This is a genomic window from Rhizobium sp. P1_C7 (assembly GCF_056406295.1).
This window is the reverse complement of the sequence record NZ_JBFUAL010000004.1, coordinates 63,313-85,224: the sequence shown is the minus strand read 5'-3', so window position 1 is coordinate 85,224 and position 21,912 is coordinate 63,313. Positions and strand designations below refer to the sequence as shown.

The window sequence follows — 21,912 nt, the reverse complement described above, 5'->3', positions numbered from 1 at the left end:
GCCCGGCAGACTTCGACAAGGTTGAACATCAGCTACGCAGGCCGGGAGCTTCCTGGCCGGTGCGTTCCACGTATTCGGTATAGCCGCCGCCGTACTGCTGAATGCCATCGGGCGTCAGTTCCAGGACGCGATTGGACAGTGCCGCCAGGAAGTGGCGATCGTGGGAGACGAAGAGCATGGTGCCTTCGTACTGCGACAGCGCCTTGATCAACATTTCCTTGGTGTCGAGGTCCAGGTGGTTGGTCGGCTCGTCGAGCACCAGCAGGTTGGGCGGGTCGAAGAGCATCTTGGCCATGACCAGCCGTGCCTTCTCGCCGCCCGAGAGCACGCGGCACTTCTTTTCCACGTCGTCGCCGGAAAAGCCGAAGCAGCCAGCGAGCGCCCGCAACGGCGCCTGACCGGCCTGCGGGAAGGAATCCTCCAACCACTCCAGCACCGTGCGTTCGCCGTCGAGAAGATCCATCGCGTGCTGCGCGAAGTAGCCCATCTTGACGCTGGCGCCCAGCGCGACGCTGCCCTGATCCGGTTCGGCGGAACCTGCCACCAGTTTCAGGAGGGTCGACTTGCCGGCGCCGTTGATGCCCATGATGCACCAGCGTTCCTTGCGGCGAACCATAAAGTCCAGGCCTTCATAAATGGTGCGGCTGCCGTATTTCTTGTGCACGTTCTTCAGGTTGATCACATCCTCGCCGGAGCGCGGCGCCGGCAGGAAGTCGAACGCGACGGTCTGGCGGCGCTTGGGCGGCTCGACGCGGTCGATCTTCTCCAGCTTCTTCACCCGGCTCTGCACCTGTGACGCGTGCGAGGCGCGCGCCTTGAAGCGCTCGATGAACTTGATTTCCTTGGCGAGCATCGCCTGCTGGCGCTCGAACTGCGCCTGCTGCTGCTTCTCGTTCTGAGCCCGCTGCTGCTCGTAGAACCCGTAGTCGCCGGAATAGCTGTTCAGCGAACCACCGTCGATCTCAATGATCTTGCCAACGATGCGGTTCATGAACTCGCGGTCGTGCGAGGTCATCAGCAGCGCGCCGTCGTAGGTCTTCAGGAACTCCTCCAGCCAGATGAGGCTTTCGAGGTCCAGGTGGTTGCTCGGTTCGTCGAGCAGCATGACGTCTGGGCGCATCAGGAGAATGCGGGCAAGCGCAACGCGCATCTTCCAGCCGCCCGAAAGCGCGCCGACGTCGCCGTCCATCATCTCCTGGGTGAAACTGAGACCTGCCAGCACTTCGCGCGCGCGGCCTTCCAGCGCGTAGCCATCCAGTTCTTCGTAGCGGGCCTGGACTTCGCCATAGCGCTCGATGATCCTGTCCATTTCGTCGAGCTTGTCGGGATCGACCATCTCCGTCTCGAGCTCGCGCAACTCGGCGGCAACGACGCTGACAGGGCCGGCGCCTTCCATGACTTCGGCCACGGCGCTGCGGCCTTCCATTTCGCCGACGTCCTGGTTGAAGTAGCCGATCGTGACGCCCTTTTCGCCGGAGACCTGGCCTTCGTCGGGCTGCTCCTGACCGGTGATCATGCGGAAGAGTGTCGTCTTGCCGGCGCCGTTCGGGCCGACGAGGCCGATCTTCTCGCCCTTGTTGAGCGCCGCCGATGCCTCGATAAAGAGGATGCGGTGGCTGTTCTGCTTGCTGATATTTTCGATACGGATCATATGCGGGTGAGGTCCAAAACACGTTTTCGGCGCCCTTATGCCATGCAACGCAGGGCCTGTCGCCGGTTTTTCGCACTGCACCAAACGAATGCCACCCCGAGTTCCAGGTCGCTACGGTCCCGCGGGCCTTCCCAAGAACCGACTGCACTGGTACGTTCCACCTTTGTTCCGAGTCGCTGTTCAGCGCGACCTCGATACGAGAGGCTGAAGAACCGATGCAGGCCGCGGCCTATCTTGAAAAACTGAACGAGCAGCAACGTCTGGCCGTCGAACACGGTGTGGGCAAAGAAGAAGCTGGCGGACCGCTGCTGATCATTGCGGGCGCCGGCTCGGGCAAGACTAATACGCTGGCGCATCGGGTCGCCCATCTGATCGTCAATGGCGCCGATCCGCGCCGCATGCTGCTCATGACGTTTTCGCGCCGTGCGGCCTCGGAAATGTCGCGCCGCGTCGAGCGCATCTGCAAGCAGGTTCTCGGCGCCCATTCGGCTGTGATGACCGATGCCCTGAGCTGGGCCGGCACGTTCCATGGCATTGGCGCTCGGCTTCTCAGGATCTATGCCGAGCAGATCGGGTTGAACGTGGATTTCACCATCCACGATCGAGAGGACAGCGCCGACCTGATGAACATCGTCCGGCACGAGCTCGGCTTCTCCAAGACCGAGAGCCGGTTTCCGACCAAGGGCACGTGCCTGGCGATCTATTCGCGCACGGTGAATTCGGAAACGCCGCTGAACGAGGTCTTGAAAGCCTGGTATCCCTGGGTTTCCAGCTGGGAACAGCAGTTGAGGGTGCTGTTTGCAGCCTATGTCGAGGCCAAGCAGGCGCAGAACGTTCTCGATTACGATGACCTGCTGTTGTACTGGGCGCAGATGGTCAGCGATCCGGAGCTCGCCGACGACATCGGCAAGCGCTTCGACCACGTGATGGTGGACGAGTATCAGGATACCAACAGGCTTCAATCGTCGGTCCTGATGGCGCTGAAGCCCGGCGGACGCGGGCTGACTGTGGTTGGTGACGACGCGCAGTCGATCTATTCGTTCCGTGCCGCGACGATCCGCAACATCCTCGACTTTCCGAAGACCTTCTCGCCGCCCGCCGACATCATCACGCTCGACCGGAACTACCGCTCGACCACGACGATTCTTGCGGCTGCCAACGGGGTCATCGACCTGGCGCGCGAGCGCTTTACCAAGAACCTATGGACGGACAGGCAATCGGCCGAGCGGCCGAAGCTTCTGGCCGTGAAGGACGAGAACGACCAGGCAGGCTACATCGTCGAGCAGGTTCTCGCCAATCGCGAGGTCGGCATGACGCTGAAGCAGCAGGCAGTGCTCTTCCGCACGTCGAGCCACAGCGGCCCGCTTGAGGTGGAGCTGACACGGCGAAATATTCCGTTCGTCAAATTCGGCGGCCTGAAATTCCTGGACTCGGCTCATGTGAAGGACATGCTGGCCGTCCTTCGCTTTGCACAGAACCCGCGCGATCGGGTATCGGGTTTCAGGCTGCTGCAGATGCTGCCGGGGATCGGACCGCAAACCGCAGGCAGAATCCTCGACACGATCGGTGGCGATCCCGAGCCGCTGATGGCGCTCGCGGAGGTTCCGCCGCCGGCGAAGACAGGCGAGAGCTGGCCGGCCCTGATCCAGCTTCTGGAAGGCTTGCGCAGATCCGGCGGTCAGTGGCCGGCGGAGATCGCGCTGGCGCGCGAATGGTACGAGCCGCACCTCGACCGCATCCACGAGGATGCAGACACCCGCAAGGCCGACCTGCTGCAACTCGAGCAGATCGCATCGGGCTATGCCAACCGCGAACGCTTCCTCACGGAACTGACGCTGGATCCGCCGGATGCGACGAGCGATCAGGCCGGCGTGCCGCTTCTCGATGAAGATTATCTCATCTTGTCGACCATCCATTCTGCCAAAGGCCAGGAATGGCGAGCCGTCTTCATGCTCAACGTCGTGGACGGATGCATTCCCTCCGACCTCGCGGTCGGAACCACCCACGAGATCGAGGAGGAGCGCCGCCTTCTCTATGTCGGCATGACGAGGGCAAAAGACAGCCTGACGCTGATCACGCCGCAGCGCTTCTTCACCAGCGGCCAGCATGGTCAGGGTGACCGGCACGTCTATGCCTCGCGCACCCGGTTCATCCCCGTGACGTTGCTGCAATATTTCGAGACGGCCGCCTGGCCGATCGTCAGCGCCTCGGCGTCGGAGCGAAGCACCAAGCAGATCCGTGTCGACGTCGGGGCGCGCATGCGCACCATGTGGCGATGATAGTTTCTGGGCGGCACCGCGGCTGAGTTTGCCGCGGCATTGGCTGATGGCCAATGTGGTGCTGAGTGGCCGGCGGGCGGATGAGGGGGGCTCATCGCGCCCCGCCAATCAAACCACTAAACGCGTCCTGACATCCTCGGCAATCGCCTGCATCCGGTCGAGCGGCGCGTGGCCGATCAGCATGAAGGCGTGCGACAGGTTCGACCAGTAGATCACGTTCATGCCCTTGCGACCTTCGACCTGAGGCGGTTTTGCGCCGTTTTCAGACCGAACGATGCAAAGCGCCATCGGTCCGGTTTCAGGATCGAGATAGGCGATCTGGGCAAGCGGCTTGTCGTCGTATTGCAGCAACAGAGCCCGCTTGAAATCGACACCCGGCAGCGCGATCGTTTCGGGCGAGAGCGCCAGGCCAAGCTTCCCCTCGGGAATGGCCAGTTGCGCAGCCTGCGCCTCGCGCGAGGGAACAGCGCCGGCCAACGTATCGGGCGTGTAGAGCGCGATGTACTCGGCAACCGCAGCGCGCCACTCGCTGCTCTCGTCCTTGGCAGGGAGGTGTCGTTGGAGACCGATGAAGGTGCGGTCCGCGACCGCGCCGGCAACAAGGCAGGCAGCAAGCGCGCCGAGAAAGCCTCGACGGCTGGCGGGAACCGGTTTCGATATCGACGTTGCTTCGGCGGACAGGGTCTCAAGCATCGCTTCCAACTCTGCCTTCGGCGCAGCAGCCAGCAGCGGCTCGAAGGCTTGACCGAAGCGAAGGCTACCACGCGACAGGAATGCCAACCTTGCCGCCCCCCGCTCGTCGGCATCAAGGATCGCCTCAACACGCGCGGCTTCGTCCGGCGGCAACTCGCCATCGATATAGGCCGTCAGCTGTTCGTCGGTGAGGAATACATTTTCACTACTCATCGTGTCCCCTCCCACGAAACACTCCCGGCGAGCTTTGCGCGCGCGGCGGCAAGACGGCTCATCACTGTTCCGATCGGGACCTCCAATACGCTTGCCACCTCCCGGTAGGACAAGCCCTCGACATAGGCGAGAAACACTGCTGCGCGTTGCGCGTCGGGGAGCGCGTTGACGAGTCTCAAAACCTGATTTGCCATCACGTGGGTTTCCGTCTCATGGGCGCCGTCGAACACGAGCACCTCGTCGGCGTCGACGAAGCCCTGCCCCAGGCGCACGCGGCGGGAGCGGATTTCGTTGAGCCAGATCGAATGCAGGATTGAAAGCAACCAGCGATCGAGGCGGCTGCCAGCTTCGAATTGCGCCGAACGTTCGAGCGCGCGCACGCATGTCTGCTGCACCAGATCATCTGCTACGTCGCGACGACGCGACAGGACAAGACCGTAACGCCAGAGCCGCGACAAGTTTTCGGTCAGGCCGCGCTTAATGTCTGCTTCGCTTGCGATGGACGCCTCCGGCACGGGTTTCGCCTCGGAACCCGCCGGAACAGCCGGCGGATTTCGTACTGCGCGACTATAGGAGGGAAATGTGGTGTAGGCGACCGGCATTGGAATATCCCTGTTCAAGTGCGCCTCGATCTCCCGCATACGGGTCGTCAGATCTTCGACGGATCGGCGATCGCCTCGTTGAGGTCCCGGTATTCTTCGCATCCGGTGCCGCAGATCGTCTTGATCGTGTTCAACTGATCCTTGGCGAGATCGATGCGGCCTTTGACGACGTAGGCCTCGCCGAGATATTCGCGGACCTTGGCGTATTGGGGATCGAGCTCGACGGACTTGAGATAGTAGGAAATGCCCTCATCTGTGCGCCCGAGCTTACGGGTAGCATAGCCGCGGTAGTTCAGGGCCTCCGCGGTATTCGGGTTCTTCAACGTGTCGAGCATCGCAAGCGCTTCGTCGTAGCGGCCGGCCTTAGCAAGGGAGTAGGCGTATTCGGTGCGGTTTTCGTCCGTTACGTTGGCGCTTGCCTGCTTGACGCATTTCTGGGACTTCTTGTCATACATCTGCCCCTTCTTGCAGACCGGCGTCGTGGCGCCGCCACCGTCCCCGCCGCCCACGGCGAAAGCCGGCGCGGACAGAGTCGCGGCAGCAATGGCGCCACCGAATAGAATGGATAGAATCCGAACAGTTGCGGTCGTCATGGAATATCTCCTTCGAAGACGAGGTTGCGCAGGATGAACACCGCGACGGCATCCTTTATTCGGTGGACTTCTGCATTTTTCCGATCACTGTCTTGTGACAGCCGGTTAGTGAATAAACGGGCGCTTTGGGTGTTTGCCCTCTACGTCGGGCAAGAAGGAGCATTCCGTGAACGACACCGTAAAACTACTCAGTCTCGCCGTAGCGGCGCCTGAGCACGTCATAACGCAGGAGGAGGCTGCGGAGACGTCCGCACGGCTGTTCTCCAGCCGGTTGCGCGATTTCCAGCATCTCGCCAGCGTCTTCGGCAATGCCGGCATCCGGACACGACATGCCGCTCGACCGCTCAAATGGTTCATTGAGCCACACGGATGGGAAGACCGAATGGGAGCGTATGGCGAGGTCGCGCGCAGCCTGTTTCTCGAAACGGCAACGAAAGCACTCGACCGGGCCGGCCTGAAGGGATCGGACGTCGATTGCATCGTTACGATCTCCTCGACCGGGATCGCAACCCCGAGCCTCGATGCCCAGGTTGCCGCGACAATGGGGTTCCGTTCCGACGTGGAGCGCGTTCCCGTCTTCGGCCTAGGCTGTGCGGCCGGCGTGTCGGGCCTTGCCATCGCTACACGGCTTGCAAGGAGCCGGCCCGGCGCCACAGTGCTGTTTGTCGCGATCGAACTCTGTACGCTCGCCTTCCGGCTGGATGAGCTTACGCGGGCAAATATCATCGCGACGGCGCTCTTCGGCGACGGCGCTGCTGCCTGCGTGCTGCGGACAGGTGCGACAGGCGGCCAGGCCGAGGTGGAGACCACCGGGGAGCACCTTTTTCCCGATACGCTCGGCATCATGGGTTGGAAGATCGACGACACAGGCTTCGGCGTCGTTCTCGCACAATCATTGCCGCCGTTTGCCGAGGCTGAACTCGGCCCGGCCGTGGATGGAATTCTGGCGCGCCACGGCCTTACCCGGAAGGATATCGACCGCTTCATCTGCCATCCCGGCGGAACGAGAGTGCTCACCGCACTCGAAAGCACATTGTCGCTTCCTCCCGGATCGCTCGACCACGAGCGCGACGTGCTCGCCGAGTATGGCAACATGTCCTCGCCGACGGTGCTCTTCGTGTTGGAGCGGGTGCTGCAAGCGGGCCTGCCGGGACGCGCCGCGATGGTCGCCATGGGACCGGGCTTCGCCGCAAGCTGCGTTACCCTCAGGAGGGTTGCCTGATGTGGATCTCGATAGGCGTGCTGGCCTTCGTCACCGCGCAGCGCCTCGCCGAGCTCTTGATTGCCCAGCGCAATACGCGCGCGCTGCTGGCGCAGGGCGGACGCGAAGTCGGCGCGCAGCATTATCCCTATATGGTTGCGCTGCATGGCTGCTGGATCGCCGGTCTCTGGCTCATGGCACCCGGTCGGCCCGTGGAGTTGGCCTGGCTTTGCGTCTTTGCTCTGCTGCAGATTGGTCGCTTGTGGGTGATCGGCACCCTAAAGAGCCGGTGGACCACGCGGATCATCGCTTTGCCGGCCGCGCCTCTCGTAAGCAAAGGTCCCTATCGGTTCTTCACGCATCCGAACTATGCGGTCGTCGTGGGCGAGATCGCGGTACTTCCCCTGGCCTTTGGCATGTCGATCTACGCGGCCATCTTCTCCGTGCTGAATGCGCTGATGCTGGGGGTTCGCATCACGACCGAGGAGAGGGCGCTGAAGGCGGCAAGGTTTTTGAAATAGAAAGCAATTTTTCGTTTGCGCGGCGCCTGCCGGAGAGGCATTTTCATTCCCGTAAACAAGCTTGGACCGCGCGAAAATGACGAAGAACGTAATTGTGCTCGGCGCAGGCATCGTCGGCGTATCGACGGCCATTCACCTGCAAAGGCGCGGGCGGCAGGTGACGCTGATCGACCGGAAAGCACCCGGCAAGGAGACGTCCTTCGGCAATGCCGGGCTGATCCAGCGCGAGGGCGTCGTCCCCTACGGCTTCCCGCAGCAGCTCGGACTTCTGATCCGCTACGCCTTCAACAACAGGATCGACGCGCACTATCATCTCAAGGCCCTGCCGGCGCAGCTTGCATTCCTCGCGCGATATTGGTGGAACTCCAATACCAAGCGCCATGAGATGATTTCGAAGGCCTACGCGCCGCTGATCGAACATTCGATCTCTGAGCACAACGATCTGATCGAGGCTTCGCACGCGGAGCATCTGATCCGCAAGAACGGATGGATGGAGATCTTCCGGACATCGGCCCGGCGGGATGCGGAATTTGTCGAAGCCGAGCGGCTTCAGAAGGAATTCGGCGTCGGCTACGAGCCGCTCAGCGCCATCGACATCGCCCGGCTGGAGCCGGATATCAAGGGCGATTTCGTCGGCGGCCTGCGATGGCGCGACCCCTGGTCTGTTCTCGACCCGCATGGGCTGACCGCAGCCTATCGCAATTATTTTGAAAGCCTGGGCGGCACGTTCGCCAGCGGCGACGCGAACTCGCTGGGCCGGTTCGGTTCCGGCTGGAAGGTGGTCACGAGCGAAGGTTCGCTGGAGGCGGACGACGCTGTGCTGACGCTCGGCCCGTGGGCTGCGGTGGCGACACGGCGGCTCGGCTATTCGTTCCCGCTCGGCGTCAAACGCGGCTATCACATGCACTACGCGGCGCAAGGCAACGCGGTCCTCAACAACTGGACGATGGACTCAGAAAAAGGGTATTTCCTGGCGCCGATGAGCCGTGGCATCCGCCTGACGACCGGTGCCGAGTTCGCGGCCATGGACGCGCCAAAGACGCCGGTGCAGCTGGACCGCGCCGAGAGGGTGGCACGCACAGTGTTTCCGCTCGGTGACCGGCTCGATCCCGAACCGTGGATGGGAGCCCGCCCCTGCACCCCCGATATGATGCCTGTTATCGGCAAGGCATCGCGCCATGAGGGGCTCTGGTTCGCCTTTGGCCACGCGCATCATGGGCTGACGCTCGGTCCGGTGACCGGCCGGGTGCTTGCCGAACTGATCACCGACGAGGTACCGTTCATCGACATTTCGGCCTATTCGCCGCAGCGCTTCAATCCGTAAGGTCGACGATCTTCTTCAGCTTGACATCAGGCAACGCCCAGCGAAGACATGTCGCGGAGTGCCGCCTTCGCGATCCCATCGATCGTATCGTCGATGTCGACGGTCGCGACACCCGGTTCGCCGGTCGGCGTCTCCAACGCCGCAAGCTGGCTTTCCAGCAGCGAAGGGGGCATGAAGTGCCCCTTGCGTTCGCCCATGCGCCTGGTGAGCAGTTCCTTCGAACCATGCAGGTAAACGAAGACGAGATTGCCGTCGACGGCAGCGCGCAGGCGGTCGCGATAGCTTCGTTTCAGCGCCGAGCAGGAAACTACGAGGCCTTCGCTGCGGGCAAGCGTGGCTTTCATCGTCGCGCCGATGACATCCAGCCAGGGTATCCGGTCTTCATCCGTGAGCGGAATGCCCTTCGACATCTTTTCGACGTTGGCCGCGGGATGGAGCTGATCGCCCTCGACGAATTCGAGGCCGAGTGCTTCCGATACTGCCGCGCCGACTGAAGATTTGCCGCAACCGCTGACGCCCATGATGATGATGGCATGGGGCTGCGCACTACTCTCTGGCATTGCTCATCTCGCTCATAACTTCGGTCCACAAGTGCCGTCAACGCAGGGGAACCGGACCCTAGGATGCCAGGGCCGCATTCTTTCGTGCAAGACGCGCCCTTATGGTTTCGACGTCGGCGCGCGGCGTGGCGGCAAACAATGTCTTGGTATAGTTGTGCTGCGGATCGTTGAAAACCTGATCTCGCGTGCCGTATTCGACAGCCTCGCCGAAATACATCACCATGACGTCGTCGGCCATATAACGGACGACCGACAGATCGTGGCTGATGAAGACATAGGTCAGGTTCAGTTCGTCTTGCAGGTCAGCGAGCAGATTGAGCACCTGCGCCTGGACCGAAAGATCCAGCGCCGAAACGGGCTCGTCGAGAACGAGAAGCCGCGGGTTCAGCATCAACGCGCGAGCAATCGCGATACGTTGACGCTGGCCGCCCGAGAACATATGCGGGTAACGGTTAAAATGGATCTCCTGAAGGCCGACCTTCTTCAGCATCGCCATCGCCAAGGCACGGCGCTCGGCGGCGGGCGTATTGGTATTGATGATCAAAGGCTCCATCAGGATGTCGCCGATCTTCTTGCGCGGATTGAGCGACCCGTAAGGGTTCTGGAAGACGATCTGCACCTTGCGGCGCACTTCCGGCGTCAGGTCGCCTGCAGCGATATCAACCTTTTTGCCATCGATGAACAGTTCGCCGTCGCTCGCCGGATCGATCATCGTGACGATTCGGGCAAGGGTAGACTTGCCGCAGCCGCTTTCGCCAACGATCGCAAGCGTTTTTCCCTGTTCAACCTTGAAGCTCACGCCTTTCACGGCGTTCACGGTTCTCTCCTTCTTGAAGAGGCCGCCCGGGAGATAATAATTGCGAACGATGTCTTTTGCTTCGAGGACTGGCGTCATTGGGCCGCTCCCTCCACAGTCTTATCTTGGTTGAAAATTTCGCCGATGGTCGGCAGGCGGTCGCCGGTTGCATTGTCCGGCAAGGCGGCAAGCAGCGCCCTTGTGTAATCGCTCTTCGGCGATTCGAAGAGCGACAGCACGTCGGCCTCCTCCATCTTGCGACCCTTGTATTGAACGATCACCCGATCGGCCGTTTCGGCGACCACGCCCATATTGTGCGTGATCATGATGAGACCCATGCGATGCTCCGTCTGCAGGCGCATCAAGAGGTCAAGGATCTGCTTCTGAATGGTCACGTCGAGCGCGGTCGTCGGCTCGTCGGCGATCAAAAGCTTCGGATTGCAGGCGATTGCAATGGCGATCATCACGCGCTGGCACTGGCCACCCGACATCTGATGCGGGAAATGGCCGAGCCGCTCTGAAGGGTTGGGAATGCCAACGGCCTCGAACAGCTCGACGGCCCGCTTGCGCCTCGCAGCCTTGTCCATCCCAAGGTGAATTCTCAGTACCTCTTCGATCTGGAAGCCGACCGTGAAGCAGGGATTGAGGCTGGCGATGGGCTCCTGGAAGATCATCGACATATCCTTGCCGATGATGTTGCGTCGCTCGCCCGCCGACATGCCAAGCAGATTGCGGCCATCAAAGACCATCTTGTCGGCGGTCACCTTTGCCGTCCACGGCAGAAGGCCCATCGCCGCGAGCATGGAGACCGACTTTCCCGACCCCGACTCGCCGACGATCGCAAGGACTTCACCGGCATCAACCTTGAGCGACACACCATCGACGGCGCGAAACGGACCGGTCGAGGTCTGGAATTCGACGACGAGATTTTCGATTTCAAGAAGTGCCATTTCAGGACCTCTTCAATTTGGGGTCGAGTGCATCGCGCAAGCCGTCGCCCATCAGGTTGATGGCCAGAACGGTGATGAGGATGCAGAGACCTGGGAAAGTGACGAGCCAAGGGTTGCTTTGTAGGAATTCTCGCGAATCCGCGAGCATCGTCCCCCACTCCGGCGTTGGCGGCTGGGCGCCTTGGCCGAGGAACCCGAGAGCTGCTGCATCAAGGATTGCGGCGGAGAATGCAAGTGTCGCCTGGACGATCAGCGGTGCCAGGCAATTCGGTAGAATCGTCTTGAACATGAGACGCGAAGTGCCGGCACCGGCCACGCGGGACGCGACAACATATTCCTTCTCGCGCTCACTCATCACCGCTGCACGCGTCAGGCGGACGAAGTGCGGTTGGTTGACGATCGAAATCGCGATCATGGCGTTCAGCAGGCCGGGGCCCAGCACGGCAACGAGCACCAGGGCCAGGAGCAATGACGGAAAAGCCAGAATGATGTCCATGACGCGCATGATGATCGTATCGGTGCGGCCACGGAAATAGCCGGCGACAAGACCAAACAGCACCCCTGCCACAGCCGACAGCGAAGCGACTACAAGGCCGATGAACAGTGAAAAACGGGTGCCGTAGATCAAGCGCGAAAGCATGTCGCGACCGACGGCATCGGTACCCAACAGGTAGGAACTGTTGCCGTTTTCCGACCATGCCGGCGGAAGACGCTGCATGCCGGACGGAACGATCGGATCGTGTGGTGAGATCAACGGCGCAAAGATCGCCATGAACAGTACGATGAGAAAGACGCCGAGGCCGATGACCGCGCCCTTGTTGCGGGAGAAATAGTACCAGAACTCCGACAGAGCGGAGGGCTGGGCAGACTTGGTGGTTGCCGTGCTCATGAGCCGCTCCTAGTGCCTGATGCGTGGGTTGATGAGACCGTACATGAGGTCGACGATCAGATTGACGAACATGATGATGGCGGCGATCAACAGCAAACCGCCCTGGACGACGGTATAGTCACGCTTGAAGACCGCATCGACCATCCACTTGCCGATACCCGGCCAGGAGAAGATCGTTTCCGTCAGGATCGCGCCGCCGAGCAGAACGCCGACCTGCAGGCCGATCGAGGTGACGACGGGGATCATGGCGTTGCGCAGCGCATGGACGCCGACAACGCGAAGCGGCGCGAGACCCTTTGAGCGGGCCGTGCGAACATAATCTTCTCCGAGAACTTCCAGCATGGCAGAGCGCGTCTGGCGCGCTATAACGGCGAGCGGGATGGTCCCCAGAACAATCGTCGGCAGGATCAGCGACAGGAGGGCCGACTTGAAAGCTCCGGCCTGACCGGACAGGAGGCTGTCGATGAGCATGAACCCGGTGACCGGTTTGAAGAAATACATCAGGCCGATGCGGCCGGAGACCGGCGTCCAGTGCAGCGTATTGGAAAACAGAACGATGAGCAGGAGGCCCCACCAGAAGATCGGCATCGAATAACCGACAAGCGCCACGCCCATAGCGCCCTGGTCGAACCAGGTTCCCCGCTTGACGGCTGCGAATATGCCGGCGGGGACGCCAAGCAGGATGGCAAACAGCATTGCGCAGAGCGACAGCTCCAGCGTTGCCGGGAACAGAGTGCCGAACTCCTGCAGGACCGGGCGCTTGGTCACGATCGACGACCCGAGATCGCCGTGCAACACATTGCCTAGGTAATCGAAGTATTGAACGTAGACCGGCCGATCGAGGCCGAGGTCATGCATGATCTCAGCATGACGTTCCGGCGCCATCACGCGTTCTCCCGACATCAGCATGACCGGATCACCGGGCAGCAGTCGGATGAACGAGAAGGCGATGAGAGAAACACCGAGGAAGGTGGGGATCAGGACCGCTAGGCGCCCGAGAAAAAATCGCAACATGGCATATGTCCATATTAGTCCGGCGGTCAGGTATTAAACCTGACCGCCGGTCGGGCCCGGTCTTGCCGGGCATCTTTGCATAGTTTTGGTTATTCGGCGATATCAACGCCATCGAAGCGGTGAACGCCGACCGGATCCTGGACGTAGCCGGAAACCTTGGCGCTCATCGGAACGAATTCGGTCGAGTGATCGATCGTCGCCCAGGGTGCTTCCTTCTTGAAGACGACCTGCGCTTCTTCGTAGAGCTTGGTGCGCTCGCTAACGTCGGCGGTCTTCTTGGCCTTCTTCACGAGCGCGTCGAATTCCTTGTTGCACCACTGCGCGCGGTTGTTGCCGCCGACAGCTTCGCAGCCGAGGAGCGTATCGAGGAAGTTGTCCGGATCGCCGTTGTCACCCGTCCAGCCGAGGATCGCGGCGCCGTCGCGGGCCTTGTCCTTGGAGAGCTTCAGGTATTCTGCCCATTCGTGCGTGACGATCTCGACCTTGACGCCGATCTTGGCGAGGTCGGCCTGCATCAGTTCGGCAGCGCGACGCGCGTTGAGCATGTACGGACGCGAAACCGGCATCGCCCAGATCTTCATGCTGAGATCCTTGACGCCAGCGGCCTCAAGCATCTTCTTGGCCTCGTCAGGGTTGTAGGCGTCGTCCTTGACGGCGTCGTTGTACGACCACATCGTCGGCGGGATCGGATTCTTGGCAACCTGGCCGGCACCCTGGAAGACGGCGTCGACGATCGCCTGCTTGTTGATCGCCATGTTCAGCGCCCGGCGCACTTCAGGCTTGTCGAACGGCGCCTGCAGCGTGTTGTAGGCGAGGTAGGAAACGTTCAGGCCCGGCTGTTCGAGAACCTTGAGGCTCGAGTCGGCCTTTAGGTCCTTGACGTCTGCTGCGTTCGGGTAAGGCATGATATGGCATTCGCCGGCCTTGAGCTTCTGGGCGCGAACGGATGCATCAGGCGTGATCGCGAAGACGAGATCGTCGATCTTTTCCTTGCCCTTGAAGTAGGTTTCGTTGGCCTTGTAGCGGATGACAGCATCCGGCTGGTAGGCAACGAAGGTGAACGGACCGGTGCCGAGCGGCATCTGGTTCATCTGCTCCATCTTGCCGTCGGCCTGGAGCTTGTCGGCATATTCCTTGGACACGACCGATGCGAAATCCATCGCGAGGTCGGCGAGGAACGGTGCTTCCGGATGGTTGAGCGTGAACTTGACGGTCAGATCATCGACCTTCTCGACCGACTTGATGAGTTCCGGGAAGCCCATGCCGGCAGCGTATTCGTAGGAAACGCCTGCAACGTACTTGGCCCATGGGCTGTCGGCCTTGAGCTGACGCTCGAACGAGAAGACGACGTCGTCGGCCGTCAGATCGCGGCTCGGGGTGAAGAAATCGGTCGTCTGAAACTTGACGCCCGGGCGCAACTTGAAGGTGTACTGCGTGCCGTCATCGGAAACCGTCCAGCTTTCGGCGAGGCCTGGCTCGACTTCGGTCTTGCCGTGCGTGAACTCGACGAGGCGGCTGTAGACCGTGCGCGACGACGCGTCGAAGGTGGTGCCCGCCGTATAGATGCCGGGATCGAAGCCTTCCGGCGATCCTTCAGAGCAATAAACAAGCGTTTTCGACCAAGCCGCCGACGCCATGGCAGAAGCCAAGACGGTCGCTGCCAAGAGGACAGAGATCTTTTTCATGATTTCGTTTCCCAGGTTTGTTCTTTTATAAGTTTTGGGATCCCGGATAGGCACCCCGGATCGACGGCAGATGGAACGATATTTATTTGCTGAAATCAACGACCGCGGTGGAAAATTTTTCCAGATGTGCAACTTTAGTAATTTTCCGCCGAAAATAGGCCGCATTTGGAAAGATTCTCACTGAATAAACCTGGATTTTGTCACATTTGGTATAATTTCGCGCCAACGGTGCCAAACCGACACTCGTTTTCCGCGTGTTTTCGGTCGACAACCACAAAAACAAACAACCGCAGACACCAGGGTGCTGCGGTTGCGTCAAATCTATTAGCTGTTAGCGCGTCAAGCAGCCGGAGCGGCCACTGGCGGCTTGCGGTACGCTTGCTCGCCGGTGATACCCAGCAGAAAGTTGATCTGCGGACGCGCCTTCACGAGGTCGTCGATCGAATACTGCGCAAGTACGTCGAAGAAGGCGTTCAATGCCTTACGCAAAGCCGAGTTCAGGCCGCAGCTGTCAACCAGCGGGCATTCGACCATGCCGTCGTCCTCGAAGCACTCCGCCATCGCGAAACTGTCTTCAGTCACGCGGACCACGTCGAAAAGGCTGATATCCTTGGCAGGCTTGCCGAGCCTAACGCCGCCGTTTCGGCCCCGTACGGTTTCGACCAGACCGGCCTTGTTCAGCGGCTGGAGGATCTTGAACAGAAAGAGCTCAGAGACGCCGTAGGCCTTGGCAATCTCCGGGATGCGGCTGAGGTATCCATCGTTGGCAGCGCAGTACATCAACATGCGAACCGCATAGTTGGTCTGTTTCGTCAAACGCATGCCGATCTCCAGAATCGTTCTCGTTGAGAAGAGTATATAGTGGCTTTGGTAGTTTTGAACAATTCCAAAATATGAAATTTATAATCACGTTTATGGCGGTCGGCGCAAGCCCAAACGAGACCAGGCCCTCGCGAGGGGCCCGGTTCCAAAGCAAGCTGGTTTCAAACCTCACTTCATCGTCGGCATAACGAATTCGGCGCCGTCCTTGATGCCCGAGGGCCAGCGGCTTGTGACCGTCTTGGTGCGGGTCCAGAACTTGATCGAGTCCGTGCCGTGCTGGTTCAAATCGCCAAACGAGGAGGACTTCCAGCCGCCGAAGGAGTGATAGGCCAGCGGAACCGGGATCGGCACGTTGACGCCGACCATGCCGATGTTGATGCGCGAGGCGAAATCGCGGGCGGCATCGCCGTCGCGGGTGTAGATCGCAACGCCGTTGCCGTATTCATGCTTCATCGGCAGTTCCAGGGCTTCTTCGTAGTTCTTGGCACGAACGACGGAAAGAACCGGTCCGAAGATTTCGTTCTTGTAGATATCCATATCCGGCGTGACATTGTCGAACAGGCAGCCGCCGACGAAATGGCCATTCTCGTAGCCCTGCAGCTTGAAATCGCGGCCATCGACGACAAGATCGGCGCCTTGCTCGACACCCTTGTTGATCAGCCCAAGAATGCGCTCCTTGGCTTCCTTGGTGACGACCGGGCCCATGTCGGCCTTTTCGTCAGTGTAGGGGCCGATACGCAGGCTTTCTACCATCGGGGTGAGCTTTGCGACCAGGCGGTCGGCGGTTTCCTTGCCGACAGGAACGGCAACCGAGATTGCCATGCAGCGTTCCCCGGCCGAGCCATAGCCCGCGCCCATCAGCGCGTTTGCCGCCTGGTCGAGATCGGCATCCGGCATGATGATCATGTGGTTCTTGGCGCCGCCGAAGCACTGCGCGCGCTTGCCGTTCATCGCAGCCGTGCCATAGACATAGCGGGCGATCGGAGTCGAGCCGACGAAGGAGACGGCGGAGATTTCCGGATGCGTCAGGATCGCATCGACGGCGCCCTTGTCGCCGTTGACAACATTGAGGATGCCAGCCGGCAGGCCGGCCTCGATCATCAGCTCGGCAAGACGGAGCGGCACGGACGGATCGCGCTCCGAGGGCTTCAGGATGAAGGCGTTGCCGCAGGCGATCGCCGGCGCGAACATCCACATCGGGATCATGGCCGGGAAGTTGAACGGCGTGATGCCGGCGCCGATACCGACGGCTTGGCGAATCGAATACATGTCGATGTTCGGCCCGGCGCCTTCGGTGAACTCGCTCTTGGCGAGATGCGGAATGCCGATCACGAATTCGCAAACTTCGAGGCCGCGGATGACATCACCCTTGGCGTCGTCGATCGTCTTGCCATGCTCCCTGGAGAGCAGTTCAGCCAGTTCGTCCATGTTGTCGTTCAGGAGCTGGACAAACTTCATGAAAACGCGGGCGCGGCGCTGCGGGTTGGTGGCTGCCCACTTCGGCTGTGCGGCCTTGGCATTCTGAACGGCAGCATCCAATTCCACGTCGCTTGCCAGTGAAACGGTTGCCTGCACTTCGCCGGTTGCCGGATTGAAGACGTTGCTCGAGCGTCCGCTGGTGCCCGCGACATGCTTGCCGCCAATGAAATGACCGATCTCACGCATGGGTATTCCTCCTCTTGATTTATTGGATGGCAAACAATTGCACTTCAATTTGCACAAATCAATCAGCTGATATAAGCAACCGTTGTGCAAAAATTAAAGCCGGAGGCCACCTTGAACTGGGATGATGTTCGTATGTTCCTGGCCGTGGCCAGGACAGGGCAGATACTCGCCGCTTCAAAACGGCTCGGCGTCAATCATGCAACGCTCAGCCGCCGGGTCACGACCCTGGAAGAGCGGCTGAAGACAAGGCTGCTCGTGCGCCGCACCAACGGCTGCGACCTGACGGCCGAGGGCGAGATCTTCCTGCACGCCGCCGAACGGATGGAGACCGAGATGCTGCGTGCGCAGGCGAGCCTCGGCCATCTCGACAGCACGATCGCCGGCACTGTGCGAATCGGCGCCCCCGACGGTTTCGGCGTCTCGTTTCTCGCGCCGCGCCTCGGACAACTGATCCAGCGCCATCCGGAGCTTCGCATACAACTCGTGCCTGTTCCGCGCTCCTTTTCGCTCTCGCAGCGCGAAGCAGACATTGCCATCACGCTGGAGCGGCCGGACCAGGGCCGCCTCGTATCGTCCAAGCTGACGGACTATACTCTCGGACTTTATGCGTCGCAAAACTATCTGCACACCCACGACGAGCCCGCCCACATCGACGCGCTGAAGACACATCCGCGAATTGGCTATGTCGAGGACCTGATCTTTACGGCGTCGCTCAATTTCTCCGCCGCCGTCATCCGCAGCTGGGATGCGTCGTTTGAAATTTCCACGGCCATCGGACAGACCGAGGCCGTCCGGTCAGGTGCCGGCGTCGGCATTCTGCACGACTATATTGCCCGTCAATATACTGAACTCATCCGCATTCTGCCGGAGGTTTCGATCCAGCGCGCCTACTGGACGACCTATCATGAAAGCGCTCGCGATCTCGTTCGCGTCCGCACCGTGGTCGACTTCCTGCAGGAGCTTGTCGGCGCGGAGCGGCACATCTTCCTCTAGCACCTGAGGGCATGCTTTGCCGGGGCGTCGTTTTCATCCGGATTGGGATTCGGCAGCTCGTCCGGCAAAACATCGGGCTCCGGTTCCTTGATGGGCGGCTCCGGGACCCGGCCGGGTGGCACCGGAATAGCGGGAATGTGTTCGTTGGGCGCGGACATGGTCTGTTCCTTGCCGATCTCTGTTTCAGAACGAGCCTGATCGGTAGGCCGCTTCAATCGGGCAATGACTTGCCGGATGCCCCGCCTTCCGCTGCACGCATCGGCATGGCGTCGATGATCGCAAAGAGCTCTCCGTTGCTGACCGGCTCGTGCACATTGAGCTTGACGGTACCGTCCTTTCCAACGAGCACGGCAGCAAACTCCCCGGCTTGCACGCCATCACGGTCGGGCGCAAGGTCCCGGGCGATTGCTTCGGCGTCCAGCGTCTCGCCGGCGCCAAACAGCAGTCGGACACTGCCTCCCACGACCTTCATCAGCACGATATCCCGCTCCTCCAATGCCGATCGATCGGCGAGCAGCAGGTTCTCCTGGCGTGCGGACCGCGCGTTGTCGGTATCGGCAAATATGACGATGACGCGGCTCTTCCACTGGAATTGCTCGAGACTTGGTACAGGGGCATATGCGACGTTCGTCTCGTCTACCTTGGTCGCGCCGTATAGAAGCGTTTTCGACATTTCATTCTCCCGTCCAATGGCAAACGCCCAACGGGCAGGACCGGTTCCATTTGGAGACCGGAGAAGGCGAAAACCAGGCCGAGCGCACCGCGCTTCAGGCGATCGTCAATATATCCTAACGGGAATTCGGCATCTGCACTGCGATAGGCGGGGCCAGCCGAGAAGTACCCCAGCCGGTCCCGAAGCCTACGATCACTCTGGAATGAACGCCGTCAACGGCATCTGCAACGCGGCAGCAATCCGCTTCAGCTTAGCGGGATCCGTATCCTCGCCGTTCTCGACCTCCTGGATCTCGCTGACGAGGAGGCCGCAGGTAACTGCTAGATCGTCAATGCTGTAGCCAATGGCTTCTCGCGCGGCTCTTATTGCAGCCGAGACATTGATTGCTGAAACTGCCTCTGCGTTGGATTGATCCAGATTGTTGAGCGAAATGGACATTAAAGTCTCCTTCTAAAATCACTCTGAATTCACCCCCGCGCGGAAAATGGCACTCTCGATCACATTTTGCAACGAAATATAACCAAATCGGGGTGTATCAGGGCGTGCAACTCCACAAGTCACAGATTTTGCAATGGCAAGGTTCGCCTGGGGATAATAACGCACAATCTGACCTCGCGAAGCGTTCGAGAGCAAGTTCATTGCACCAGAGCGGCCAGTCTGTGTGCGCCGCTTCAAGCGATTTCATGGCCTTAGCGGCACATGGATGGCGTTGCGACTTGCACGATGCAGGAGTAGAATCACTCACGTCGCGGCCTGTCGTGGACGATAGAGCAAAACCGGTCATTGACCAACACGGGCGACGCGGCATCGAGCAGGTTCGCCATGTTCAGCAGCGAAATCAGACCGCCTACGATCGGGACTGCCAGCGGAACCGGTGGCCATCCCTATCCGTCGATCTGCCATGCCGACGTCCTGGCACTGCTGCCGGATCCGGAAACTGCGAAAATCTGCCTGGACATCGCCGAGGACGCGGCGCAGGCCGTGCACGGCAGCATGGCCGCCGCTCATGTCGGGGCGAGGCCACTGGGCATGATCGTCGCTCCGGAGGAAATCGACCTGCAGATGCTGAGGGATCTTGCCGAAGGCACGTCCCTGCAGCGTTTCGAACTGGTCAACCAGATCTTCCAAAGCTGGAGACGGGGCGGTCCCGACCGCAGAGATCTGCTCATGGATGATTGCCGCGGCGATCTCGACCGCTGCGTGGCGGTCCAATGTCATGAGAGCGCGCTCGTGGTTTCTCCGTGCCATGGCAATCTGGACGCGCGCGACGCTTTCCACGCCATTATCTTCAACGAGCGCAAGCTGGTGCTTGTGCCGCCGCCGGGCAGATATGCCGGACACCTGCTGGGCCATGTCGTGATCGGCTGGAAGCCGCACCACCATGCAAGAGGTGCCGTGATCGCAGCGAAACGCTGGCTGGCCGCAGCCGACCGCGTCACCGTTCTCTGCGTCAACGACACTGCCGACCACACCTACCAGGCTACGGCGAGAGAACTGCTGGCGGAACTCGGGCTTCAGGCCGATATCGTTGCGATGAGGTCCGAAAACCGGTCGGTTGGCGAAACCATCCTGGATTTCGCGCGGTCGGAGCGCGCGACCTGCCTGCTGATCGGCGCCTTCAAGCATAGCTATTTTCTGGAGCTTCTCCTCGGCCGCGTCACCCGCTACTTGCTGTCGCGCGCAACGATGCCGCTGCTGATGAAGCATTGACGGCTGGCAGGACATTGCCGCGTAGCGCGGGGACCAGAGGGGTGATCTTGTTCGCGCCTATCCCGATGAATGGCCGGGCGACCGCCTCGACGCCAACACCAAAACCCTCGCGAATTGCCTTCCAGGAACACGCCGAATGTCTCAGACGCGTTTTCCAGCGGCGTTCTCGAAACACCCAGCCACCCGGGGTGAGCGAGTTATCCAAACAAGTTTATGATTTCATTGTGGAAAAATGGTACGGTTGGGGGGTCTCGAACCTCCGACCTCAGGTGCCACAAACCTGCGCTCTAACCAACTGAGCTACAACCGCACAAATCGCGCTTGGCGCGACGGGGCTCACATACGAGGACTTGAAAATTAATTCAAGCCCTATCTCCCCTCAATATACAAAAAGGCCGGACAAACGGTCCAGCCTTTTCTCGTCTCGGTGGATAGGATCAGGCAGCCTTGAAAGACGCCATGACCTTTTCAGCAGCCTCCTTGGAAGGCTGGGCAAGCTTCTCGGCAACCTGTTTGGAGGTTTCCTGCATCGCCTTTGCCTGCTCGATCGTCAGCTCCGCCTGCTTGCGCAGGAACGCTGTCTGAAGCTCGAAGAATTCGGCAACGGACTTGACCGAAAGCAGTGCGTCGAGGTGCGTCAGAGAGTTCTCCGCGTTGGTACGCAGGGCGTCGATCGCCTTGTGGCCGATTTCTGCAGCGCCAGCCTGCGCGGTCTGTACGGTGGTTTCAAGCGTCTTGCTGGCTTCTTCGCCGGCAACCTTCATCTTTGCGAAGGCCTCGCGGGACTGCTGTGCGCCCTTTTCAGCGAAATCGCGGAACGAGTCAGCGAATTTCGAAGGGTCCAAAGAAGAGATAGAAAAAACGTCGTCGATCTTTGCCACGGGTTTGCGCTCCTTGTGTCTCGGCATAGGTGGTTGCCTCGTTCGTTCGATAGCTAATATATAGACGAGATTATTGTGCATTGCAACATAATTGTGCGACGCACAAGGCGTTAACCTTTCCAGCCGAAACCCGGCCTGTCTGCTGGACCCTTTTCCGGCCTGTCGTTATTAATAGACCGTTAATTCGCCAATGTCCG

At 60.5% G+C, this 21,912-nt stretch carries 22 protein-coding genes and 1 tRNA gene; 6 read left to right on the top strand and 17 right to left on the bottom strand.

From position 1 onward, the window contains the following. Positions 1 to 28: 28 nt before the first annotated feature. On the bottom strand, positions 29 to 1,651 hold the full coding sequence (gene abc-f / locus AC1D2R_RS07225; RefSeq protein ID WP_477966219.1) for a ribosomal protection-like ABC-F family protein: 1,623 nt from the start codon (positions 1,649 to 1,651) through the stop codon (positions 29 to 31). A gap of 215 nt (positions 1,652 to 1,866) precedes the next feature. On the opposite strand from abc-f, the gene AC1D2R_RS07220 reads away from it, so the two are divergent. Next, the gene (locus AC1D2R_RS07220) at positions 1,867 to 3,930 is read left to right on the top strand and encodes an ATP-dependent helicase (RefSeq protein ID WP_477966217.1); all 2,064 of its coding nucleotides are present in this window, start codon (positions 1,867 to 1,869) and stop codon (positions 3,928 to 3,930) included. A 108-nt stretch (positions 3,931 to 4,038) separates the two neighbouring features. Here the strand turns inward: AC1D2R_RS07220 and AC1D2R_RS07215 are convergent, their stop codons facing one another. The 3 genes from AC1D2R_RS07215 to AC1D2R_RS07205 are packed head-to-tail and all read right to left on the bottom strand — an operon-like array spanning position 4,039 to position 6,031. Continuing rightward, positions 4,039 to 4,836, bottom strand: coding sequence for an anti-sigma factor family protein (locus AC1D2R_RS07215; protein WP_477966215.1), 798 nt, complete (start codon positions 4,834 to 4,836; stop codon positions 4,039 to 4,041). After that, a complete protein-coding gene (locus AC1D2R_RS07210; protein ID WP_477966213.1) occupies positions 4,833 to 5,438 on the bottom strand; it encodes an RNA polymerase sigma factor in 606 nt (201 codons plus the stop codon). Before AC1D2R_RS07210 ends, AC1D2R_RS07215 begins: the two co-directional genes overlap by 4 nt. A 47-nt stretch (positions 5,439 to 5,485) precedes the next feature. Continuing rightward, entirely contained in the window at positions 5,486 to 6,031 is a 546-nt protein-coding gene (locus AC1D2R_RS07205) for a tetratricopeptide repeat protein (RefSeq protein WP_477966211.1), read from the bottom strand. 166 nt (positions 6,032 to 6,197) lie between these two features. Between AC1D2R_RS07205 and AC1D2R_RS07200 the strand changes: the two genes are divergently transcribed. The 3 genes from AC1D2R_RS07200 (at position 6,198) to AC1D2R_RS07190 (ending at position 9,077) form a co-directional block, all read left to right on the top strand. Continuing rightward, entirely contained in the window at positions 6,198 to 7,253 is a 1,056-nt protein-coding gene (locus AC1D2R_RS07200) for a type III polyketide synthase (RefSeq protein ID WP_477966209.1), read from the top strand. Further along, entirely contained in the window at positions 7,250 to 7,753 is a 504-nt protein-coding gene (locus tag AC1D2R_RS07195) for an isoprenylcysteine carboxyl methyltransferase family protein (protein WP_477966753.1), read from the top strand. Before AC1D2R_RS07200 ends, AC1D2R_RS07195 begins: the two co-directional genes overlap by 4 nt. 76 nt (positions 7,754 to 7,829) lie before the next feature. Continuing rightward, positions 7,830 to 9,077 carry an NAD(P)/FAD-dependent oxidoreductase gene (locus AC1D2R_RS07190; protein ID WP_477966207.1) on the top strand — a complete coding sequence of 416 codons (1,248 nt, stop codon included), beginning with the start codon at positions 7,830 to 7,832 and terminating at the stop codon, positions 9,075 to 9,077. Between the two features lie 26 nt (positions 9,078 to 9,103). Here AC1D2R_RS07190 and AC1D2R_RS07185 read toward each other — a convergent pair whose 3' ends face one another. The 8 genes from AC1D2R_RS07185 to AC1D2R_RS07150 form a co-directional block, all read right to left on the bottom strand. Further along, positions 9,104 to 9,637, bottom strand: coding sequence for a gluconokinase (locus tag AC1D2R_RS07185; RefSeq protein ID WP_477966205.1), 534 nt, complete (start codon positions 9,635 to 9,637; stop codon positions 9,104 to 9,106). Between the two features lie 58 nt (positions 9,638 to 9,695). Then, positions 9,696 to 10,532 (bottom strand): dipeptide ABC transporter ATP-binding protein, encoded by an 837-nt coding sequence (locus tag AC1D2R_RS07180; RefSeq protein ID WP_477966203.1) that lies wholly within the window; start codon positions 10,530 to 10,532, stop codon positions 9,696 to 9,698. Beyond that, positions 10,529 to 11,383, bottom strand: a complete 855-nt coding sequence (locus AC1D2R_RS07175) for an ABC transporter ATP-binding protein (RefSeq protein ID WP_477966201.1) — start codon at positions 11,381 to 11,383, stop codon at positions 10,529 to 10,531. Before AC1D2R_RS07175 ends, AC1D2R_RS07180 begins: the two co-directional genes overlap by 4 nt. A 1-nt stretch (position 11,384) precedes the next feature. After that, positions 11,385 to 12,272 carry an ABC transporter permease subunit gene (locus AC1D2R_RS07170; protein ID WP_477966199.1) on the bottom strand — a complete coding sequence of 296 codons (888 nt, stop codon included), beginning with the start codon at positions 12,270 to 12,272 and terminating at the stop codon, positions 11,385 to 11,387. Positions 12,273 to 12,281: 9 nt separating this feature from the next. Continuing rightward, positions 12,282 to 13,286, bottom strand: a complete 1,005-nt coding sequence (locus AC1D2R_RS07165) for an ABC transporter permease subunit (protein WP_477966197.1) — start codon at positions 13,284 to 13,286, stop codon at positions 12,282 to 12,284. An 89-nt stretch (positions 13,287 to 13,375) separates the two neighbouring features. After that, positions 13,376 to 14,971, bottom strand: coding sequence for an ABC transporter substrate-binding protein (locus AC1D2R_RS07160; RefSeq protein ID WP_477966195.1), 1,596 nt, complete (start codon positions 14,969 to 14,971; stop codon positions 13,376 to 13,378). Positions 14,972 to 15,310: 339 nt separating this feature from the next. Then, complete coding sequence (gene rirA / locus AC1D2R_RS07155; RefSeq protein WP_057466515.1) at positions 15,311 to 15,793, bottom strand: iron-responsive transcriptional regulator RirA; 483 nt, start codon at positions 15,791 to 15,793, stop codon at positions 15,311 to 15,313. A 168-nt stretch (positions 15,794 to 15,961) separates the two neighbouring features. Then, positions 15,962 to 17,458 (bottom strand): CoA-acylating methylmalonate-semialdehyde dehydrogenase, encoded by a 1,497-nt coding sequence (locus tag AC1D2R_RS07150; RefSeq protein ID WP_477966193.1) that lies wholly within the window; start codon positions 17,456 to 17,458, stop codon positions 15,962 to 15,964. A gap of 111 nt (positions 17,459 to 17,569) precedes the next feature. Between AC1D2R_RS07150 and AC1D2R_RS07145 the strand changes: the two genes are divergently transcribed. Further along, positions 17,570 to 18,451: a LysR family transcriptional regulator gene (locus AC1D2R_RS07145; protein WP_477966191.1), complete on the top strand. Its 882-nt coding sequence runs from the start codon at positions 17,570 to 17,572 to the stop codon at positions 18,449 to 18,451. Here AC1D2R_RS07145 and AC1D2R_RS07140 read toward each other — a convergent pair. From AC1D2R_RS07140 to AC1D2R_RS07130, 3 genes are all read right to left on the bottom strand, one after another. Continuing rightward, positions 18,448 to 18,609 carry a hypothetical protein gene (locus AC1D2R_RS07140; RefSeq protein WP_477966189.1) on the bottom strand — a complete coding sequence of 54 codons (162 nt, stop codon included), beginning with the start codon at positions 18,607 to 18,609 and terminating at the stop codon, positions 18,448 to 18,450. The two genes, AC1D2R_RS07145 and AC1D2R_RS07140, sit on opposite strands and share 4 nt — an antisense overlap. 53 nt (positions 18,610 to 18,662) lie before the next feature. After that, positions 18,663 to 19,124 (bottom strand): DUF4174 domain-containing protein, encoded by a 462-nt coding sequence (locus AC1D2R_RS07135; RefSeq protein WP_477966187.1) that lies wholly within the window; start codon positions 19,122 to 19,124, stop codon positions 18,663 to 18,665. A gap of 192 nt (positions 19,125 to 19,316) precedes the next feature. Then, on the bottom strand, positions 19,317 to 19,562 hold the full coding sequence (locus AC1D2R_RS07130; RefSeq protein ID WP_477966185.1) for a helix-turn-helix domain-containing protein: 246 nt from the start codon (positions 19,560 to 19,562) through the stop codon (positions 19,317 to 19,319). A gap of 384 nt (positions 19,563 to 19,946) precedes the next feature. Between AC1D2R_RS07130 and AC1D2R_RS07125 the strand changes: the two genes are divergently transcribed. Beyond that, on the top strand, positions 19,947 to 20,834 hold the full coding sequence (locus AC1D2R_RS07125; protein ID WP_477966183.1) for a universal stress protein: 888 nt from the start codon (positions 19,947 to 19,949) through the stop codon (positions 20,832 to 20,834). 233 nt (positions 20,835 to 21,067) lie between these two features. Here AC1D2R_RS07125 and AC1D2R_RS07120 read toward each other — a convergent pair. Together AC1D2R_RS07120 and AC1D2R_RS07115 are read right to left on the bottom strand one after the other, a co-directional pair. Beyond that, positions 21,068 to 21,144 (bottom strand) — tRNA-His (locus AC1D2R_RS07120). 127 nt (positions 21,145 to 21,271) lie between these two features. Beyond that, a complete protein-coding gene (locus AC1D2R_RS07115) occupies positions 21,272 to 21,742 on the bottom strand; it encodes a phasin (protein WP_477966181.1) in 471 nt (156 codons plus the stop codon). Between the last annotated feature and the right edge of the window lie 170 nt (positions 21,743 to 21,912).

What these genes read in the sequence shown, in the direction of transcription:
- abc-f (WP_477966219.1), bottom strand. Translation starts at nt 1,651, where the DNA reads ATGATCCGTATCGAAAATATCAGCAAGCAGAACAGCCACCGCATCCTC.
- AC1D2R_RS07220 (WP_477966217.1), top strand. Translation starts at nt 1,867, where the DNA reads ATGCAGGCCGCGGCCTATCTTGAAAAACTGAACGAGCAGCAACGTCTG.
- AC1D2R_RS07215 (WP_477966215.1), bottom strand. Translation starts at nt 4,836, where the DNA reads ATGAGTAGTGAAAATGTATTCCTCACCGACGAACAGCTGACGGCCTAT.
- AC1D2R_RS07210 (WP_477966213.1), bottom strand. Translation starts at nt 5,438, where the DNA reads ATGCCGGTCGCCTACACCACATTTCCCTCCTATAGTCGCGCAGTACGA.
- AC1D2R_RS07205 (WP_477966211.1), bottom strand. Translation starts at nt 6,031, where the DNA reads ATGACGACCGCAACTGTTCGGATTCTATCCATTCTATTCGGTGGCGCC.
- AC1D2R_RS07190 (WP_477966207.1), top strand. Translation starts at nt 7,830, where the DNA reads ATGACGAAGAACGTAATTGTGCTCGGCGCAGGCATCGTCGGCGTATCG.
- AC1D2R_RS07185 (WP_477966205.1), bottom strand. Translation starts at nt 9,637, where the DNA reads ATGCCAGAGAGTAGTGCGCAGCCCCATGCCATCATCATCATGGGCGTC.
- AC1D2R_RS07180 (WP_477966203.1), bottom strand. Translation starts at nt 10,532, where the DNA reads ATGACGCCAGTCCTCGAAGCAAAAGACATCGTTCGCAATTATTATCTC.
- AC1D2R_RS07175 (WP_477966201.1), bottom strand. Translation starts at nt 11,383, where the DNA reads ATGGCACTTCTTGAAATCGAAAATCTCGTCGTCGAATTCCAGACCTCG.
- AC1D2R_RS07170 (WP_477966199.1), bottom strand. Translation starts at nt 12,272, where the DNA reads ATGAGCACGGCAACCACCAAGTCTGCCCAGCCCTCCGCTCTGTCGGAG.
- AC1D2R_RS07165 (WP_477966197.1), bottom strand. Translation starts at nt 13,286, where the DNA reads ATGTTGCGATTTTTTCTCGGGCGCCTAGCGGTCCTGATCCCCACCTTC.
- AC1D2R_RS07160 (WP_477966195.1), bottom strand. Translation starts at nt 14,971, where the DNA reads ATGAAAAAGATCTCTGTCCTCTTGGCAGCGACCGTCTTGGCTTCTGCC.
- rirA (WP_057466515.1), bottom strand. Translation starts at nt 15,793, where the DNA reads ATGCGTTTGACGAAACAGACCAACTATGCGGTTCGCATGTTGATGTAC.
- AC1D2R_RS07150 (WP_477966193.1), bottom strand. Translation starts at nt 17,458, where the DNA reads ATGCGTGAGATCGGTCATTTCATTGGCGGCAAGCATGTCGCGGGCACC.
- AC1D2R_RS07140 (WP_477966189.1), bottom strand. Translation starts at nt 18,609, where the DNA reads ATGTCCGCGCCCAACGAACACATTCCCGCTATTCCGGTGCCACCCGGC.
- AC1D2R_RS07135 (WP_477966187.1), bottom strand. Translation starts at nt 19,124, where the DNA reads ATGTCGAAAACGCTTCTATACGGCGCGACCAAGGTAGACGAGACGAAC.
- AC1D2R_RS07130 (WP_477966185.1), bottom strand. Translation starts at nt 19,562, where the DNA reads ATGTCCATTTCGCTCAACAATCTGGATCAATCCAACGCAGAGGCAGTT.
- AC1D2R_RS07125 (WP_477966183.1), top strand. Translation starts at nt 19,947, where the DNA reads ATGTTCAGCAGCGAAATCAGACCGCCTACGATCGGGACTGCCAGCGGA.
- AC1D2R_RS07115 (WP_477966181.1), bottom strand. Translation starts at nt 21,742, where the DNA reads ATGCCGAGACACAAGGAGCGCAAACCCGTGGCAAAGATCGACGACGTT.